Source organism: Segatella maculosa DSM 19339 = JCM 15638, assembly GCF_000382385.1.
GTDB lineage: Bacteria > Bacteroidota > Bacteroidia > Bacteroidales > Bacteroidaceae > Prevotella > Prevotella maculosa.
Genome location: NZ_KB908327.1, coordinates 103897 through 119366, shown reverse-complemented (window position 1 = coordinate 119366; position 15470 = coordinate 103897). Strand labels below are relative to the sequence as shown.

General features: G+C 48.9%; 14 protein-coding genes and 1 tRNA gene. 11 read left to right on the top strand and 4 right to left on the bottom strand.

What is annotated here, in order from left to right:
• Together H164_RS0109100 and H164_RS0109095 are read right to left on the bottom strand one after the other, a co-directional pair.
• Positions 1 to 252 (bottom strand): hypothetical protein (locus H164_RS0109100; RefSeq protein WP_019968324.1); only part of this gene is annotated, 252 nt, incomplete at its 3' end.
• 72 nt (positions 253 to 324) lie between these two features.
• Positions 325 to 1569 carry a site-specific integrase gene (locus tag H164_RS0109095; protein WP_019968323.1) on the bottom strand — a complete coding sequence of 415 codons (1245 nt, stop codon included), beginning with the start codon at positions 1567 to 1569 and terminating at the stop codon, positions 325 to 327.
• A gap of 322 nt (positions 1570 to 1891) precedes the next feature.
• On the opposite strand from H164_RS0109095, the gene H164_RS0109090 reads away from it, so the two are divergent.
• The gene (locus H164_RS0109090; protein WP_019968322.1) at positions 1892 to 2917 is read left to right on the top strand and encodes a hypothetical protein; all 1026 of its coding nucleotides are present in this window, start codon (positions 1892 to 1894) and stop codon (positions 2915 to 2917) included.
• 79 nt (positions 2918 to 2996) lie between these two features.
• On the opposite strand, the gene H164_RS0109085 is transcribed toward H164_RS0109090, so the two are convergent.
• Together H164_RS0109085 and H164_RS0109080 are read right to left on the bottom strand one after the other, a co-directional pair.
• A tRNA-Thr gene (locus tag H164_RS0109085) sits at positions 2997 to 3070 on the bottom strand.
• Between the two features lie 189 nt (positions 3071 to 3259).
• The gene (locus H164_RS0109080; RefSeq protein ID WP_019968321.1) at positions 3260 to 5773 is read right to left on the bottom strand and encodes an endonuclease MutS2; all 2514 of its coding nucleotides are present in this window, start codon (positions 5771 to 5773) and stop codon (positions 3260 to 3262) included.
• A 447-nt stretch (positions 5774 to 6220) separates the two neighbouring features.
• Here H164_RS0109080 and H164_RS0109075 point away from each other — a divergent pair, with 447 nt between their 5' ends.
• The 10 genes from H164_RS0109075 (at position 6221) to H164_RS0109030 (ending at position 15440) form a co-directional block, all read left to right on the top strand.
• The gene (locus H164_RS0109075; RefSeq protein ID WP_019968320.1) at positions 6221 to 6736 is read left to right on the top strand and encodes a DUF4199 domain-containing protein; all 516 of its coding nucleotides are present in this window, start codon (positions 6221 to 6223) and stop codon (positions 6734 to 6736) included.
• Between the two features lie 14 nt (positions 6737 to 6750).
• The gene (locus tag H164_RS0109070) at positions 6751 to 7701 is read left to right on the top strand and encodes a glycosyltransferase family 2 protein (RefSeq protein ID WP_026356318.1); all 951 of its coding nucleotides are present in this window, start codon (positions 6751 to 6753) and stop codon (positions 7699 to 7701) included.
• Between the two features lie 19 nt (positions 7702 to 7720).
• Entirely contained in the window at positions 7721 to 8203 is a 483-nt protein-coding gene (locus H164_RS0109065) for a DUF6452 family protein (RefSeq protein WP_008566280.1), read from the top strand.
• Positions 8154 to 8846: a DUF6048 family protein gene (locus tag H164_RS0109060; RefSeq protein ID WP_025830082.1), complete on the top strand. Its 693-nt coding sequence runs from the start codon at positions 8154 to 8156 to the stop codon at positions 8844 to 8846. Before H164_RS0109065 ends, H164_RS0109060 begins: the two co-directional genes overlap by 50 nt.
• Entirely contained in the window at positions 8843 to 9874 is a 1032-nt protein-coding gene (locus H164_RS0109055; protein WP_019968317.1) for an FAD:protein FMN transferase, read from the top strand. The genes H164_RS0109060 and H164_RS0109055 overlap by 4 nt, the downstream gene beginning before the upstream one ends.
• 6 nt (positions 9875 to 9880) lie before the next feature.
• Positions 9881 to 10567, top strand: a complete 687-nt coding sequence (locus H164_RS0109050; RefSeq protein WP_019968316.1) for a Crp/Fnr family transcriptional regulator — start codon at positions 9881 to 9883, stop codon at positions 10565 to 10567.
• 15 nt (positions 10568 to 10582) lie between these two features.
• On the top strand, positions 10583 to 12661 hold the full coding sequence (locus H164_RS0109045) for a M3 family metallopeptidase (RefSeq protein WP_019968315.1): 2079 nt from the start codon (positions 10583 to 10585) through the stop codon (positions 12659 to 12661).
• 110 nt (positions 12662 to 12771) lie between these two features.
• The gene (locus H164_RS0109040; RefSeq protein ID WP_019968314.1) at positions 12772 to 13224 is read left to right on the top strand and encodes a deoxycytidylate deaminase; all 453 of its coding nucleotides are present in this window, start codon (positions 12772 to 12774) and stop codon (positions 13222 to 13224) included.
• Complete coding sequence (locus H164_RS0109035) at positions 13205 to 14911, top strand: S41 family peptidase (protein ID WP_019968313.1); 1707 nt, start codon at positions 13205 to 13207, stop codon at positions 14909 to 14911. The genes H164_RS0109040 and H164_RS0109035 overlap by 20 nt, the downstream gene beginning before the upstream one ends.
• On the top strand, positions 14904 to 15440 hold the full coding sequence (locus H164_RS0109030) for a 5-formyltetrahydrofolate cyclo-ligase (protein ID WP_019968312.1): 537 nt from the start codon (positions 14904 to 14906) through the stop codon (positions 15438 to 15440). Before H164_RS0109035 ends, H164_RS0109030 begins: the two co-directional genes overlap by 8 nt.
• The last annotated feature ends 30 nt before the right edge of the window (positions 15441 to 15470 follow it).

The window sequence follows — 15470 nt, the reverse complement described above, 5'->3', positions numbered from 1 at the left end:
AAGATAAAAGGAAATGGCGATGATGGCCTCCAAGGAATAGACCTCGGCAGCATAACCGTTTTCAAGGGGCATATATCTCGTGCTGTGACAGGATGGTATCGCACCGTCTTTCAGCACGCGGTTGATGGCAGCACGTATCTCCCCTTGTGTTGCGTAGAAGAGTTCCGCCAGTTCCCACTCGCTCATCCAAATGTCGGAACCGGTGATGCAAAATTCGTTCTCTTTCAAATAAATGATGTCTCGTCGTTTCATAGTTCGTTCCTCCTTATATATATATATTGTTTGGATGTTGTCATAATAAAGGCATTTTTATTTTTCGTACCATTACGCAAAAGTCTCCGAGGTGACGAATTCGCCGATGTCGGCAAGTTTCTCTGAGAGTATATTCATTTCCTTGTTCAGCTTCTCGTTGGTAATCTTGGCGTATATCTGTGTGCTGGAGATACATTTGTGCCCCAATACGCTGCTGACAGACTCGATAGGCATGCCGTTGGAAAGGCATACCACCGTTGCCATCGTGTGGCGCGCCATGTGCCAAGTAATGTGTTTACGGATACAGCATTTCTTCATGACGGTACGTAGTATCATTTTGCAGGAATTATAGGACGGAACGGGAAAGACACGCCCGTCGTCGCACAGGCCTTTGTACTTCTTCATGATTTGAAGGGGAATGTCGAGCAGGCGGACGTTTGTTTCCACACCGGTCTTCTGGCGATGGGTGTGTATCCATACACTGCCGTCGAGCGGGTTGGACACGATATTTTCCTCCCGAAGGTTCTTCAGGTCTATGTAAGCCAATCCCGTGAAAGCGCAGAAGAGGAACAGATCGCGGATGAATGTCCGCTTGAAGTTCATCTTCGGGGCGTTGATAAGCTGTCCGAGTTCCTCTTTGGTAAGGAATCCTTTTTCTGTTTCTTCTTTCGGCACACTGCAGTCAGGGAATGGATAACGCATCAGCCAGCCGTTTTCTACCGCCCTGTGCAGCAGCATGCGGACGGGACAGGAATATACCCAGACAGAGTTGCAATGCAGGTGTTTTTCTGCAAGCAGGTAAGTCTCAAAATCGGTGATGAATGTTGGTTGAATTTCTTTCAATGCGATGTCACTCACATGATAGCGTGATTGCAGGAAGTTCTTTAGGTGACTGTATACGGCATGGTATTTTGTCAACGTGCTCTTTGCTTTCATGCCGCAGTCGACTTTCTTGGCATAATCTTCCATGAAGTGGTCATAAATCTTTATGAGCGTCTGGCAGCGGTATTCCAAACCAAGGAAAGCATTCCTGACTTTCTCGGCCGTGACAAAGCTGTCGCGCTCCATGATTTCCTGATAATGCCTCGTGATACCTGCACGGAGTTTGTCGAGCGTGCGATTGGTCTCCCGTGCCGTTACACTCTTGCCTATGGCCCGACCACCCTTGACACCCCAGAGGTTCGGTTCGATGGATACCTTGCAGCTGAACTGTGCCTGCGTGCCGTCCACGGTGATACGCCCCATGATAGGTGACGTACCGTCTTTCTTTACCTTGTCTTTCTTCAAATAGAAGATGACTGAAAATGTACTTCTCATTGCTTTTGTTCCTTTCGTTTGCAAAATTATTTACTGTGGAGCAGTTGTCCACTAAGCAAATCAAGGGGAACGCGGAATAAGAAACCGACGGATGGAAATTTTCAGCCTAACAGCCTATTTCAGAGCGAATTTCCTTGATTTTCCACCTGTCTATCATCCCCCTTGCAGGGGTTACGAATAGGAGACGGAACGCTGTCACTGTTTGGCATAAAGACCGTACACGGTTGGCTTTACGCTGCTTTCAAAAGTCCTTTTAAGTCTTTGATTGATAACTTTATCGCTTCATTTTTCCAAATTTCAGATTTTATATGTACTTTCAAGTATGAAAAGATTCATTCAAACAATATTTCTGTTTTCATTTCCAGTAATTGCAATTATCGGGGCTTTCGTATATTTGGATTTATTCGAAATTATTTGGCATTATGACAATTATTATTCATCCAGCAACTGCGTAGGGACAAACCGAGGGTATATCACAACCATGGTTTACAAAAACAACAAAGAAAAATATAAGTTTGACTCGTTTATCTTTGGAAATTCCCGGAGCCGTTCCTACACTGAAGCCGAATGGAAGAACTATATTGCAAAGTCGTCTGTTTACTATCATTATGACGAATCAGGAGGTTCGGTCAGTGGGATCTATCATAAAATTAAGTTTGTTGACAATTGTGGAGGAAAACTTCGTAATGTACTTCTTGTAATTGACCCCGAACTGCTATCTAATTATGAACAAGATGGGCACCTGTTTATCATTCCACCACAGATTTGCAACTATGAGAATGTGATTACATTCTACAAAGAGCATCTCATTGCCTTTACAAATTTCAATTTTCTCAGGGCGTATATTGATTACAAAATCAGTGGTAAATATAAAGATTATATGGGGGATTTCATCATTGAGTATGTGAATTCCGAGAACAAGAATGATCACAGGCATAACTATACAGATCCCATTAACAGTGAGACTTTTCGCTTTGAACAGGACAGTCTTATAAGGAATGGGAAGTATTATACGAAAGAACGAATAGCAGTATTCAAGAATGTGCAGCATCCAGACTCTATCTACCCGAATTATATTGATAATAAAAGGGCAGAACTGCTGGAAGGTATTAGGATGTTGTTTGATAAGCATCATACAAATTATAAGATTGTCATCAGTCCATTGTATAATCAGATACGTATCAATCCGAAAGATCTGGAATTCTTAAATCGTACTTTTGGGAAAGCTAATGTCTTCGATTTTTCTGGGAAAAACAAATGGAATATAGACTACCATAACTATTATGAACAGTCACATTACAGGCCGAATGTAGCCAATGAAGTAATGAAAATAGTCTATTCTCGTTAGTTTTTTGATTGGATAAGAGCCGCCCCGGAATCCCAAATATATCGAACAAAAAAAGGAATGCTGACACATTCCTTTCTTGAGCCTCTTGTCGGATTCGAACCAACGACCCCGAGATTACAAATCACGTGCTCTGGCCAACTGAGCTAAAGAGGCGAGTGGGCAAGCGGTCCTTATCGCGTCGCTACAACCAAGTACCCTTGCTACGTTCCCGTCCTGGGGGATTCCGAGGGAGCTGACCGTAAGGGACTTGCCCATGTTTGCTTTTGAAAGCGGTGCAAAAGTAGGGATTTTATTTGTAAAGGCAAAGAGAATGTTAGGTTATCTCTGTGCTTTTAACGTCTTTTAGAAATCTACGACGGTTATTCCTGCACCACCGAACTGCACGTGCTCATCGGCATAATACACGACGTTGGGCACCGTCGAGAGGTATTGCCGAATGAGCGTGCGTAGAATGCCGTTGCCCTTGCCATGCAGAATGCGCACGCGGCTTATGCCCACAAGGATGGCATCGTCGATGAAATGTTGCACGGCCGTGAGTGCTTCGTCGCCGCGCATGCCACGTACGTCGAGGTCTTGTCGGAAGTTCTTCTTGTGGTCGTCGATGGTGTCGCGTGTGGCACGGCTCACTTGATAAGCCGTTTCTATTGGGTTGGCGTTGGGCGAAGAAGGAACAGCGGTTTCCAAGCGGTTCAACCGCATCTTTGAGCGCATGTCACCGAAGATGACGGTGCACATATCGCCGTCGATGGCCTCGATGGTACCCGTGGACTTCAGGCCTCGGATACGCACGGTGTCGCCGACAGCCATCTTCTCGGTGGACAGGCGGGGCGTGACGGCAACCTGCTGCGCGGCCTTTTCCTGCTTGCGCTTCTCTTTCCGTTGCTTGCGTTGCTGTATCTGCGCCAGCTTCTTCTCGAAATCATCGTCGCTCATCAGTCCATGGGCTTTATGGGCAATGGTCTGCTCTTCTTTCACGGTCTGTTCGAAGCTGCGCAGTTCTTCGCGTATTCGCTTCGTAGCCTCTTTCTCGGCTTGCTGTTCACGGATCTCGCGAATGGCGTTCTCTATGCGGCGGTTGCTCTCGCGAAGTAATTCCTCTGCATCGGCTTTGGCTTTGGCGACTATCGTGCGCCGTTGCTTTCTGAGGTCTTGTATTTCCTCTTCGTATCGGGTGATGGTGTTCTCCAGTTCCTTCTCACGTTGGTGAATGGATTGGCGTTTGCCTTCCCAATAGCGTTTGTCGCGTACGATGTCCTGCAAGTATTTGTCGCTTTGGATATAGTCGCTGCCCACGATTTCCGAGGCTTCGGTAATGACATCTTCGGGCAAACCTATCTTCCGTGCAATCTCAATGGCAAACGAACTGCCGGGCCTGCCGATGGCCAGTTGGAAGAGCGCACGCATCTCGTGGCGGTCGTAGAGCATCGCGCCGTTGGCCACTTCGGCGTGTGTGTCGGCAAAATGTTTCAGGTTTTGGTAGTGGGTGGTGATGACGCCCCATGCTCCCTTGCTGCAGAACTTATCCAACACGCTTTCGGCGATGGCACCTCCTATCTGTGGTTCGGTACCTGTGCCGAATTCGTCGATGAGAATCAACGTGCGGTCTGTGGCCTGTCGCATCATATGCTTCATATTGAGCAAATGGGAAGAATAAGTGGACAGGTCGTTCTCGAGGCTCTGCTCGTCGCCGATGTCAAGCATTAAATCGTTGAACAAGCCACAGGAGGAACGCTCGCTGACGGGAATGGGCAGGCCGCATTGCAGCATGTATTGCAGCAGGGCCACCGTCTTCAGACATACGGATTTACCACCGGCATTAGGCCCCGATATCACCAAGATGCGCTTCTCGGCGGTGAGCGTGATGCCCAGCGGGACAATCTTGTGGCCACGGGCCGTGAGTTGCAGTTCGAGTAAAGGATGGCGAGCTTCAATCCAGTCAATACAGGGCGAGGCTTTCACAACGGGCGAGACGGCACGCAGCCTTTTGCCCAGCCGCACCTTGGCCTGAATGAAATCGATGATACCGAGGAAGTGCAGCGAGTCGAGTATCTCTGCCACGTTCGGCCGCACATGCTGTGTAAGGGCCGTTAAAATGCGAATGACCTCCTGCCGCTCCTCGTTTTCAAGTTCACGAATATGGTTGTTTGCCTCAACTACTTCCGTAGGTTCGACGAAAACGGTGTGCCCGGTCGCACTCTCGTCGTGCACGATACCGTTGATGCGCCGCTTCAGTCCCGGTGCAATCGGAATGACGAGCCGCCCGTCGCGCACTGCCGGGGAAACGTCTTTCTCGACCAGCCCTTCGGCCTGTGCGGAACGAAGAATGCCATGAAGTATGCGGGAGACGGAGCCCTCGGCGCGTGCCAGTTCGCGTCGCAGCCGCAGTAGCTCGGGCGAAGCTGTGTCGCGCATGTGGCCGTACTTGTCTATCACTTGGTCGATGCGTTGCACCAAGCCGGGAAAGACGGCAATACCGTCCGACAGCCGGAACAGTGCCCTGCCTGCCATCTGTGCCGGGTCGTCGGGGTGGAGCAGGCCTACTATCTTGTGGACGGTGTCGAGACTGCGGCGCAGGTCGAAGAACTCGCTCTCCTCCAAATGGGTGTTGGCAATGCGTGCACGGCTCACGCTCTCGCGTGTGTCGAAAATATTGTTCAGCGGGAAGTCGGGGTTCGCTTCCAGCAGCAGGCGCAGTTCATTGGTCTGTGCATGAAGCTCGTTCACGGCTTCAACATCGCTCGAGAAGCACATGCCGTCGGCCTCGGTCTGCCCCAATGGCGAAAGGCACAAGTCGCGCAGCATGGTCCGGATTTCGGCGAACCCTGTCTTTGTTTCGAAATTATCGGGATATATCATAACTGCATTTTATCGGCTGCAAAGGTAATAAAATAATGTCAGCACGGCAAAATAAGTCCTCGCCTATTCGTTCAGTGGCTTGTGTTTTCTCCCCTGCGAATGGCATGTTCTGCACCCAGCTGCTGTGTGTCGTTCTACCCAGCTGCTGGGTATGAGCCTACCCAGCGAATATATCCTCACCTACCCAGCAGCTGGGTACCGACCTACCCAACAGCTGGGTACGACGCTGCCCAGCAGTTTGGTATGAAAACCCGAAAACTGTGAGGTCGTGTCGTATGGCGGAGAATGGTCGTGTCGTGGGCGGTAATCATGCCGTCGTGCCGCGGGGCTGTGCCGTGGTTTGGCATCGTAGAAAAAAGTAAAATAAGGCAAAAAGTAAAGGCGAGATGTAAGTATATGGTGGAAAAACGTTACCTTTGCATTGTTTATAAACATAAATTTCGGTTGATGATAGATTTTAATGCCATTACGCAGACGAAGGCATTTGCAAGACAAGACGGCGTGTTCTTGAGCATGTTGTGGATTGTCACCTTTGCCACGGTTGTTTATGCGCCTTCGTCAGACGTCGGCGGAATGCTCATGCTTTCCACCCCGTTCTTTGTGGCGTGGCGGATGATTCGGTTCCGCAACTATGCGCTCGAGGGCGTGATGAGCTATCGCAAGGCGCTGGTCTATTGCATTTACACGTTCTTCTATGCCTCGCTCCTGTTCGGTGTGGCCTTGTTCGTTTATTTTCGTTTCATTGACAATGGCAGGTTCTTGGGAATCATTAATACGATGGTTATCCAATTGACGCCTCTGTATAACCGGAGCGGCATCAGCACCGAAGAACTCACGGCTGCGCTTGGCCTGCTGTCGGAGCTCAAACCGTTGGAGATAGCTTTCGCATTTGCTGTTTATGGCACGCTGGTGGGCTGGGTATGCTCGGTCTTCATTGCCGCTTTCGCAAAACTCAAACGTTGATTTATTTTGGAATCATGGATATAACAGTTGTCATACCTCTGTATAACGAGGAAGAATCCCTGCCCGAACTGCACGCGTGGATCAAGCGTGTAATGGAGGAGCATAAGTTTAGTTATGAGATTGTCTTCGTGAACGACGGCAGTACCGACCGCTCGTGGGATGTGATTGAAGACTTGGTGAAGAAAGACCCGAACGTGAAGGGCATCAAGTTTCGCCGTAATTATGGCAAGAGCCCTGCACTTTATTGCGGGTTTGCCGAGGCCGAAGGCGATGTCGTCATCACGATGGATGCCGATTTGCAGGACTCTCCCGACGAGATACCCGAATTGTATCGCATGATTATGGAGGAGGGTTACGATTTGGTCTCGGGATACAAGCAAAAGCGCTACGACCCCTTGTCGAAGACGTTGCCTACCAAGCTTTTCAATGCTACGGCACGCAAGATCAGCGGTATTCACAACCTGCACGACTTCAACTGCGGACTGAAAGCCTACAAGAAGGCCGTTGTGAAGAACATCGAAGTGTATGGCGAGATGCATCGCTATATCCCTTATCTGGCAAAGAATGCGGGCTTCGACAAGATCGGAGAGAAGGTCGTGCACCATCAGTCGCGCAAATATGGCAAGAGCAAGTTCGGACTGAACCGCTTCTTCAATGGTTATCTTGACTTGATCACACTGTGGTTCCTGAGCAATTTCGGTAAGAAGCCGATGCACGTGTTCGGTTTTCTGGGTAGCGTGATGTTCTTCATCGGCTTCGTCGCCGTTATCTGTATCGGTGCAGACAAGGCCTATGCTTTGCTCAACCATATCCCGCAGCGGCTCATCACCGACTCGCCTTATTTCTTCATCGCCTTAACGACGATGCTCCTTGGCAGTCAGTTCTTCTTGGCCGGCTTCCTTGGGGATTTGATCAGCCGACAGAGCCCGAACCGAAACGATTATCAAATAGAAAAGAAGATTTAATGTTTCTCTTTTATACAGAATGAAAAAAACGTATTTTACAGGCCTGTTGGCAATGGTTCTTATTGTCTTGGGTTGCTCTACGATAGACTGCCCACTCAATAATCGCGTCTATGCCAAATATAAATTGGCGGGCGAGGTGAAGACACTCAATAAGACATTGACAATAGCAGCCGATTTGGGCGATGGAAACGACTCGGTCATTATCAACAAGGCCGAGAAGACGGACAGCTTTGAACTTCCGATGAGCTACCGGCGGCCTATTGACACCTTTTATATTGAGATAAAGAGTGGCTCGCAGGTAAGCAAAGACACGTTGAAAGTGTCGAAGACCAATGAGCCGCATTTCGAGTCGGTAGATTGTAACCCTGTCTTCTTTCATCGTATAACTGACGTGAACTGCACCCGACATGCAATTGATTCTGTAATTATCAATCATCCAAATGTGACAAACAATGTTACAAAGAGCACATTCCTCATCTATTTCAAGAACACTGGTAATTAGTCTGCTGCTCGTGTTGCCACTGTCTGTTGGAGCACAGCAAAAGAAGAAGATGGTCGTTGCCGAACGAGACACGGTGCCTTTGTTCCGAGGAGTCGCCGTGTCGACAGACGTGGTAGGGCCGGCACAGTTGGTCTTTGGTGATTATGGACAATATCAGGCAGCATTGCGGGTAAACTTGAAAGACAAATGGTTCCCAATTATTGAATTGGGCTATGGGAAAGCAGATGCCAAGGATATTTCCACGAAGATGGCATACAAGACGAATGCACCCTACGGAAGAATAGGTATGGATTGGAACCTGAGCAAGAACAAGCATGATATCTATCGTATCTATGGTGGATTGAGATATGCCTACACTTCTTTCAAATACGATGTGGACGGTCGTGACATTACAGACCCGATATGGGGGGATAAGATAGACATTGCTGCCCATCGTCAGAAAGCCGGTTATCATTGGTTGGAGTTTGCGTTCTCCATTGACGCCAAGATTTGGGGACCGTTGAGAATGGGTTGGAGTGTGCGTTACAAGCGACGTCTCTATCACAGCCATGATGAAATCGGTGAACCGTGGTTTGTTCCCGGCTATGGCAGAAATGGTAATAGCTGGCTTGGAGGCGAGTATAATTTGATAGTGGAATTATGAGAAAAGGAAAGAAGACATACATCAAGGCCACTTTCCTTGTCTTTCTGATCATAGGGACGGTCTTTGTTATCAAACAGCAGCGGGATATGCCTTATCAGCATAATGAAGGTTTTATCTTTGGAACGGTTTATCATGCGACCTATCAGTATGACAAGGACTTGAACGAAGAGATTGTTGCAGAGTTGAATAAAGTTGATGCCACGTTCTCGATGTTCAATAAGCAATCGACCGTTTCGGCTTTTAATCGGGGCAAGAGAATAGAAGCCGACAGAATGTTCATGGAAGTGCTCACACTTTCGCAAACAATCAATAGAGAGACTGGCGGTGCTTTTGATATTACTGTAGCTCCTTTGGTCAATGCATGGGGATTTGGTTTCAAGCATCAACAGATGCCCACGCCACAACAAGTAGACAGTCTTCGCAAACTGGTAGGTATGCACTATATTAATATAGATAATGTAGGGAAGAAGACAATAGTCTCTACCAATCATAAGAATCTCATGCTCGATTTCAGTGCGATAGCTAAGGGCTATGGGAGTGATATGGTAGCTAAGGTGATGCGTCGCCATGACATTAAAAACTACATGATAGAGATTGGCGGGGAGATTGTTACCAGTGGATTAAGCGAACAGCGCTTGCCATGGAAGATTGGTGTAACAAAACCGAGTGATGACAATCTCAATACCAACCAAGAACTCCAGACAGTTTTGAACGTGACGGATAAAGCCATGGCAACCAGTGGTAATTATCGAAACTTCTATTATAGAAAAGGAAAGAAGTTTGCTCATACCATTGACCCACGCACAGGGTATCCCGTGCAGCATAGTCTGCTATCCTCGACTGTATTGGCTAACAGCTGTGCAGAAGCCGATGGTTATGCCACAGCCTTCATGGTGCTGGGTGTTGAGAGAGCCAAGGCTGTATTAGCGCAACATCCCGAACTGATGGCATACTTTATCTATGCAGACAAAGATGGGAAGATGAATGTTTGGTATTCATCTTCTTTAAAGAAGAAAGTGGAAAAATAAAGAGAAATGGGAAACGACCTACAACTTTATACGAAACTGTTAGGTCTGCCTTTGTTCCAAGGACTGGGCAAAGCAGACTTGGAGGAGGTCGTTGCCCATACGAAGTTCGGCTTTCATAAGATTGAAGCTGGAAAGGACATCGTGAGCGAGAACGATATATGCAACAGACTGCATTTTCTTCTAAACGGGCAGATAGAGGTCATTACGACTTCAGCCAGTCATGGTTATCAAATCAAAGAAGAACTTGTAGCACCGGAGTTATTACAACCTGAGCGTCTGTTTGGATTGACACAGCGTTTTACAAAAACGTTCAAAACACTGACGGTTTGTAATATCCTTTGCGTGGAAAAGGATGAGGTCATGCGGCTCAGTGATGCGTATATGATTTTCAGGATTAATCTCCTGAATATGCTTTCCACCTATGCCCAAAAGAATGAACGAATGCTCCTCAGACGATATCCGGAAAGTCTCGAAGGGAGGGTTATACGTTTCATTGCAGATCGTTGTCTGCGTCCGGCAGGGAAAAAGACTGTCAAAATCAAGATGAGGCAATTGGCCTTGGAACTTAACGACAGTCGCTTAGACATATCCAAGGCTTTGAACCATCTTGAAGAAAATGGTGTCGTGGCGCTCAGACGTAACTATATCGACATAGAGAGATTAGAGGTGGCACTACAATATATCCAACAATAAATAACAATATCAAGTATGACTGAAAATATAGAGAAAAAAAGAAGTAACCCTTTCTACGAAGACTATGGTACACCGCATTATACCGTACCCTTTGACAAGATACAGACTGTAGATTATGAAGAGGCCTTTTTGGAAGGTATCCGTCGTGATGATGAAGAGATAGATAAAATAGTTAACGATCCGGAAGAAGCAACTTTCGAGAATACGATTGCACGTGTTGATTTGGAGAAGGGAGAACATTATTATGATTTGCTCGATCGTGTGTCAAATGTCTTTTCGTGTATGCTCAGTGCAGAGACAAACGACGAGCTTGATGCACTTGCCCAAAAACTGAGCCCTATTCTTACAAAGCATTCCAATGATGTCAGTCTGAACAAGCAACTTTTTGAACGTGTTAAATATGTGTATGAACACCATCGGGAACTGACTCCCGAAGAGCAGATGCTGCTGGAAAAGAGTTACGACAGCTTTGTCAGAAGCGGTGCACTATTAGATACGGCGGGCAAGGAACGGTTACGTAAGCTAACAGAAGAAGCAAGTATGTTGGCTTTACAGTTCTCGCAAAATCTTTTGAAAGAGACAAAGGCTTACGAACTATATATCACCGATGAACAGCTGCTCGATGGTCTGCCTGAGACGGCAAAGAATTCCGCAGCGCAAACTGCAAAGGAGAGAGAAAAGGAAGGCTGGATTTTTACGCTTGACTTTCCAAGTTTTAATCCTTTTATGACTTATTCTACGCAACGCGAACTGCGTAAGCAGATGTACATGGCTCGCAACACGGAATGCACGCATGACAATAGCGAGAACAATCTTGATATTTGCAAGCGACTTGTCAATCTACGCCGCGAGATAGCACAGCTTTTAGGTTTTGAGACTTATGCTGATTACGTGTTGAAGCATCGTATGGCCGGCAATGTAGACCACGTTTATCAACTGTTGAATGAACTTATCGATGCCTATAAACCAACAGCTGTCAACGAGGTGAAAGAGGTAGAGGCTCTTGCCCGAAAGCTCGAAGGAGAAGATTTCAACATGATGCCGTGGGACTTCAGTTATTATTCGCATAAGCTTCAAATAGAGAAGTATGACCTTGATGCCGAAATGCTCCGACCGTATTTCGAACTTTCAAATGTCATCAAGGGTGTGTTTGGGCTGGCCACCAAACTCTATGGCATCAGCTTCAAGCCCAATGCGGAAATACCGGTGTATCACCCTGACGTAAAGGCCTACGAAGTCTATGACGAAGACGGAAGTTTTCTTGCGGTGCTCTATGCGGACTTCTACCCTCGCAAGGGCAAGCAAGGAGGGGCTTGGATGACGGAGTTCAAAGGACAGTGGATAGACCACAAGGGGCGTAACAGCCGTCCCCACGTCAGCTTGGTGATGAACTTTACCAAACCCACGGCAGACAAGCCGGCTTTGCTTACTTTGAGCGAAGTGGAAACCTTCCTGCATGAGTTTGGGCATTCGCTCCATGGCATGTTTGCTAACACACGTTTCGAAAGTCTCAGTGGCACCAATGTGTGGTGGGATTTCGTAGAACTCCCGTCACAGTTCATGGAGAACTATGCGGTAGAGAGAGCATTTCTGCGCACTTTCGCTTTCCATTATCAAACGGGAGAACCAATCCCCGACGAACTAATAATGCGTATTGTCAAGAGCCGTAACTTCATGGCGGCTTATGCCTGCATGCGACAAGTGAGTTTTGGACTGCTTGATATGGCTTACTATACCCAAAAAGAGCCATTCGACGAGGCCATCATTCCGTTTGAGAAGAAGGCGTGGAAGAAGGCTATCCTCCTTGAACAATTGCCCGATACTTGCATGACCGTGCAGTTCAGCCACATCATGGCAGGGGGCTATGCTGCCGGCTACTACAGCTACAAATGGGCCGAAGTGCTTGATGCCGACGCCTTCAGCGTGTTCAAGAAGCAAGGCATCTTCGACCGGAAGACCGCACAAAGCTTTCGCGACAACATCCTCTCGCGTGGTGGAACAGAACATCCGATGACGCTCTACAAACGCTTCCGAGGACAAGAACCAACCATAGATGCCTTGTTGGAGCGGAACGGAATACGTCGCGACAAATGACGGGAGCCTTGCCGAGCTTCGGCAAACGTCAAAGCAAACGACGGCAGACTTACCACACCGTGGCAAACGTCCCAATGACCGATTTGAGATAAATAAAACATGATAACGATATGACCGTTGAAGAGAAACAGAAAAAGCTGGACCATCGCTATCTCCGCATGTCAAAGATATGGGCAGAGAACTCCTATTGCAAGCGCAGGCAGGTCGGTGCCTTGGTCGTAAAAGATAAAACGATTATCAGCGACGGCTACAATGGTACGCCGAGCGGCTTCGACAACGTTTGCGAAGATGAGGCCAACGCCACCTTCCCCTACGTGTTGCATGCCGAAGCAAACGCGATAACCAAACTGGCACGCAGCAACAACAATAGCGACGGCAGTACGCTCTACGTGACGGCATCGCCTTGTATAGAATGTGCCAAGCTTATTATCCAAGCAGGTATCAGGCGTGTGGTCTATGGGGAGAAATATCGTTTGGAAGACGGTATCGACCTGTTGCGTAAGGCGGGAATAGAAGTGATTTATATGAAACAGGACAATAATTATGGAGCAGAAGAAAAATAACCGTTGGATGCCGCTCATCATGGCCGTTTGTGTCATCGTGGGCATCTTTATCGGAACCTTTTATGCCAATCATTTCTCTGGCAACCGACTCAACATCATCAACTCGGGAAGCAACCGGCTCAACAATCTGTTGCATATCATCGACGACCAATACGTTGACAAGGTGAACATCGATTCCCTTGTCGATAAGGCCATTCCGCAGATATTGGCAGAGCTTGATCCCCACTCGGTCTACATCAATGCAAAAGACGTGCAGGCCACCAACGATGATTTGCGCGGTTCGTTCTCGGGCGTTGGCATTGAGTTCACAATCCGGCAGGACACCATTCATGTGCAGAACGTCATCAAGAATGGGCCTGCCGAACGTGCCGGAATATTGGCTGGTGACAAGATCGTAAGTGTTGACGGGAAGCCTTTCGTTGGCAAGGTCGTTACGAATGAGGAAGCGCAGCACCGATTGAAAGGTCCGAAAGACACGAAAGTGAAAATCGGCGTGATGCGTTATGGACATAAAGTCGTGAAGTATTTCACCGTGACACGCGGCGAGATACCCACAAAGAGTATCTCGGCTACCTATATGCTCGACGACGACACCGGTTATATCCGCATCAAGAGCTTCGGTGAGACCACCTATCCCGAATTGCTCATTGCGCTGGCCAAACTCTCTCAGGAGCGGTTCAGCAACCTTGTCATCGACCTTCGTGACAACGCGGGAGGCTATCTGAACAGTGCCGTGCAGATGGCCAACGAGTTCCTGCCGAACAACAAGCTCATTGTTTACACGCAGGGACGCAAGAGTCCGCGGCAGGATTATCGGTCAGACGGACGGGGCAGTTACCAAAACATTCCGCTCATCGTGCTCATCAACGAGGGCTCGGCTTCTGCCTCAGAAATCTTTGCCGGCGCCATGCAGGACAACGACCGCGCGACGGTCATCGGGCGCCGCTCGTTCGGCAAAGGACTCGTCCAGCAACAGATCGGATTCCCCGACGGCAGCATGGTTCGCCTGACCATCGCCCGATACTACACGCCTTCGGGACGATGCATACAGAAACCCTACACCAACGGCGAAGATCCCGAATACCAGCAAGACCTCATGTCGCGCTATCAGCACGGCGAGTTCTTCTCGCAAGACAGCATCAAGCACACCGGCCCCGCCTATCACACCGGCATCGGACGCGTGGTCTACGGCGGCGGTGGCATCACGCCCGACATCTTCGTGCCCGAAGACACGACGAACATCACTTCCTACTACAAGCAGGCGGCCATGAGCGGACTGATTCTGCAGTTCGCCTTCACCTACACCGACGACAACCGCATCAAGCTCAACAACTTCAAGGAGATGATGCAGCTCAGCGACTATCTGGCCAAGCAGAACATGGTGGAGCGTTTCGCCAACTACGCCGACAGCCACGGCCTGAAGCGGCGCAACCTGATGATACAGAAAAGCCACAAACTACTCAATCGTTACATCAACAGTCGCATCATCTACAACATGCTCGACGAGGAAGCGTGGAACGAATATATCAACCAAGACGACCCCGTCATCTCAACAGCCCTTCGCGTGTTTCGGAACCATGCTGCCTTCCCCAAGAAGCCGCAGCCCAAGCCGGCCAGAGGAAAGGTGGCAACGGTGCAGGGCTGTCCTCAGTTCCATCTGCAACGCAATCTGACGGCCCATGCTTAAAAGCGAACTGCGACAGGAAATCAAGGCGCGCAAGTGCCGGTTCACCGCCGACGGGCTGCGCGAACAGTCGCTCGCCATCGTGCGGAAAGTGCTCGACCACCCCCGCGTCGGAAAAGCCCGCACCATTCTGCTCTATCATTCCATGCCCGACGAAGTGGACACCCACGACCTTATCGACCGGCTATATCGGCAGGGAAAGACCGTCCTCTTGCCCGTGACCTTGGGCGACGAGCTCGAAATCAGACGCTACGAAGGTCCGCAGCGGCTTCGCGAAAGCCATGCTTTCCACATCATGGAGCCCGTGGGAGAGGCTTTCGCCGACCTGCAAGCCATCGAGCTCGTCATCGTGCCCGGCGTGGCTTTCGATGGCAAAGGCAACCGACTGGGCCGTGGCCGCGGCTATTACGACCGCTTCCTGCGGCAGGTTCCACAGGCCTACAAGCTCGGCCTCTGCTTCGGTTTCCAGATGACGGAGACCGTGCCCGTCGGGCCGACCGACGTCGCCATGGACGAAGTGCTCTGCGGATAATCCTTTTACAACCAACCAAAAACAATACGA

Coding starts and splice junctions, on each gene's coding strand:
- H164_RS0109095 (WP_019968323.1), bottom strand. CDS start 1,569: ATGAGAAGTACATTTTCAGTCATCTTCTATTTGAAGAAAGACAAGGTA.
- H164_RS0109090 (WP_019968322.1), top strand. CDS start 1,892: ATGAAAAGATTCATTCAAACAATATTTCTGTTTTCATTTCCAGTAATT.
- H164_RS0109080 (WP_019968321.1), bottom strand. CDS start 5,773: ATGATATATCCCGATAATTTCGAAACAAAGACAGGGTTCGCCGAAATC.
- H164_RS0109075 (WP_019968320.1), top strand. CDS start 6,221: ATGATAGATTTTAATGCCATTACGCAGACGAAGGCATTTGCAAGACAA.
- H164_RS0109070 (WP_026356318.1), top strand. CDS start 6,751: ATGGATATAACAGTTGTCATACCTCTGTATAACGAGGAAGAATCCCTG.
- H164_RS0109065 (WP_008566280.1), top strand. CDS start 7,721: ATGAAAAAAACGTATTTTACAGGCCTGTTGGCAATGGTTCTTATTGTC.
- H164_RS0109060 (WP_025830082.1), top strand. CDS start 8,154: ATGTTACAAAGAGCACATTCCTCATCTATTTCAAGAACACTGGTAATT.
- H164_RS0109055 (WP_019968317.1), top strand. CDS start 8,843: ATGAGAAAAGGAAAGAAGACATACATCAAGGCCACTTTCCTTGTCTTT.
- H164_RS0109050 (WP_019968316.1), top strand. CDS start 9,881: ATGGGAAACGACCTACAACTTTATACGAAACTGTTAGGTCTGCCTTTG.
- H164_RS0109045 (WP_019968315.1), top strand. CDS start 10,583: ATGACTGAAAATATAGAGAAAAAAAGAAGTAACCCTTTCTACGAAGAC.
- H164_RS0109040 (WP_019968314.1), top strand. CDS start 12,772: ATGACCGTTGAAGAGAAACAGAAAAAGCTGGACCATCGCTATCTCCGC.
- H164_RS0109035 (WP_019968313.1), top strand. CDS start 13,205: ATGGAGCAGAAGAAAAATAACCGTTGGATGCCGCTCATCATGGCCGTT.
- H164_RS0109030 (WP_019968312.1), top strand. CDS start 14,904: ATGCTTAAAAGCGAACTGCGACAGGAAATCAAGGCGCGCAAGTGCCGG.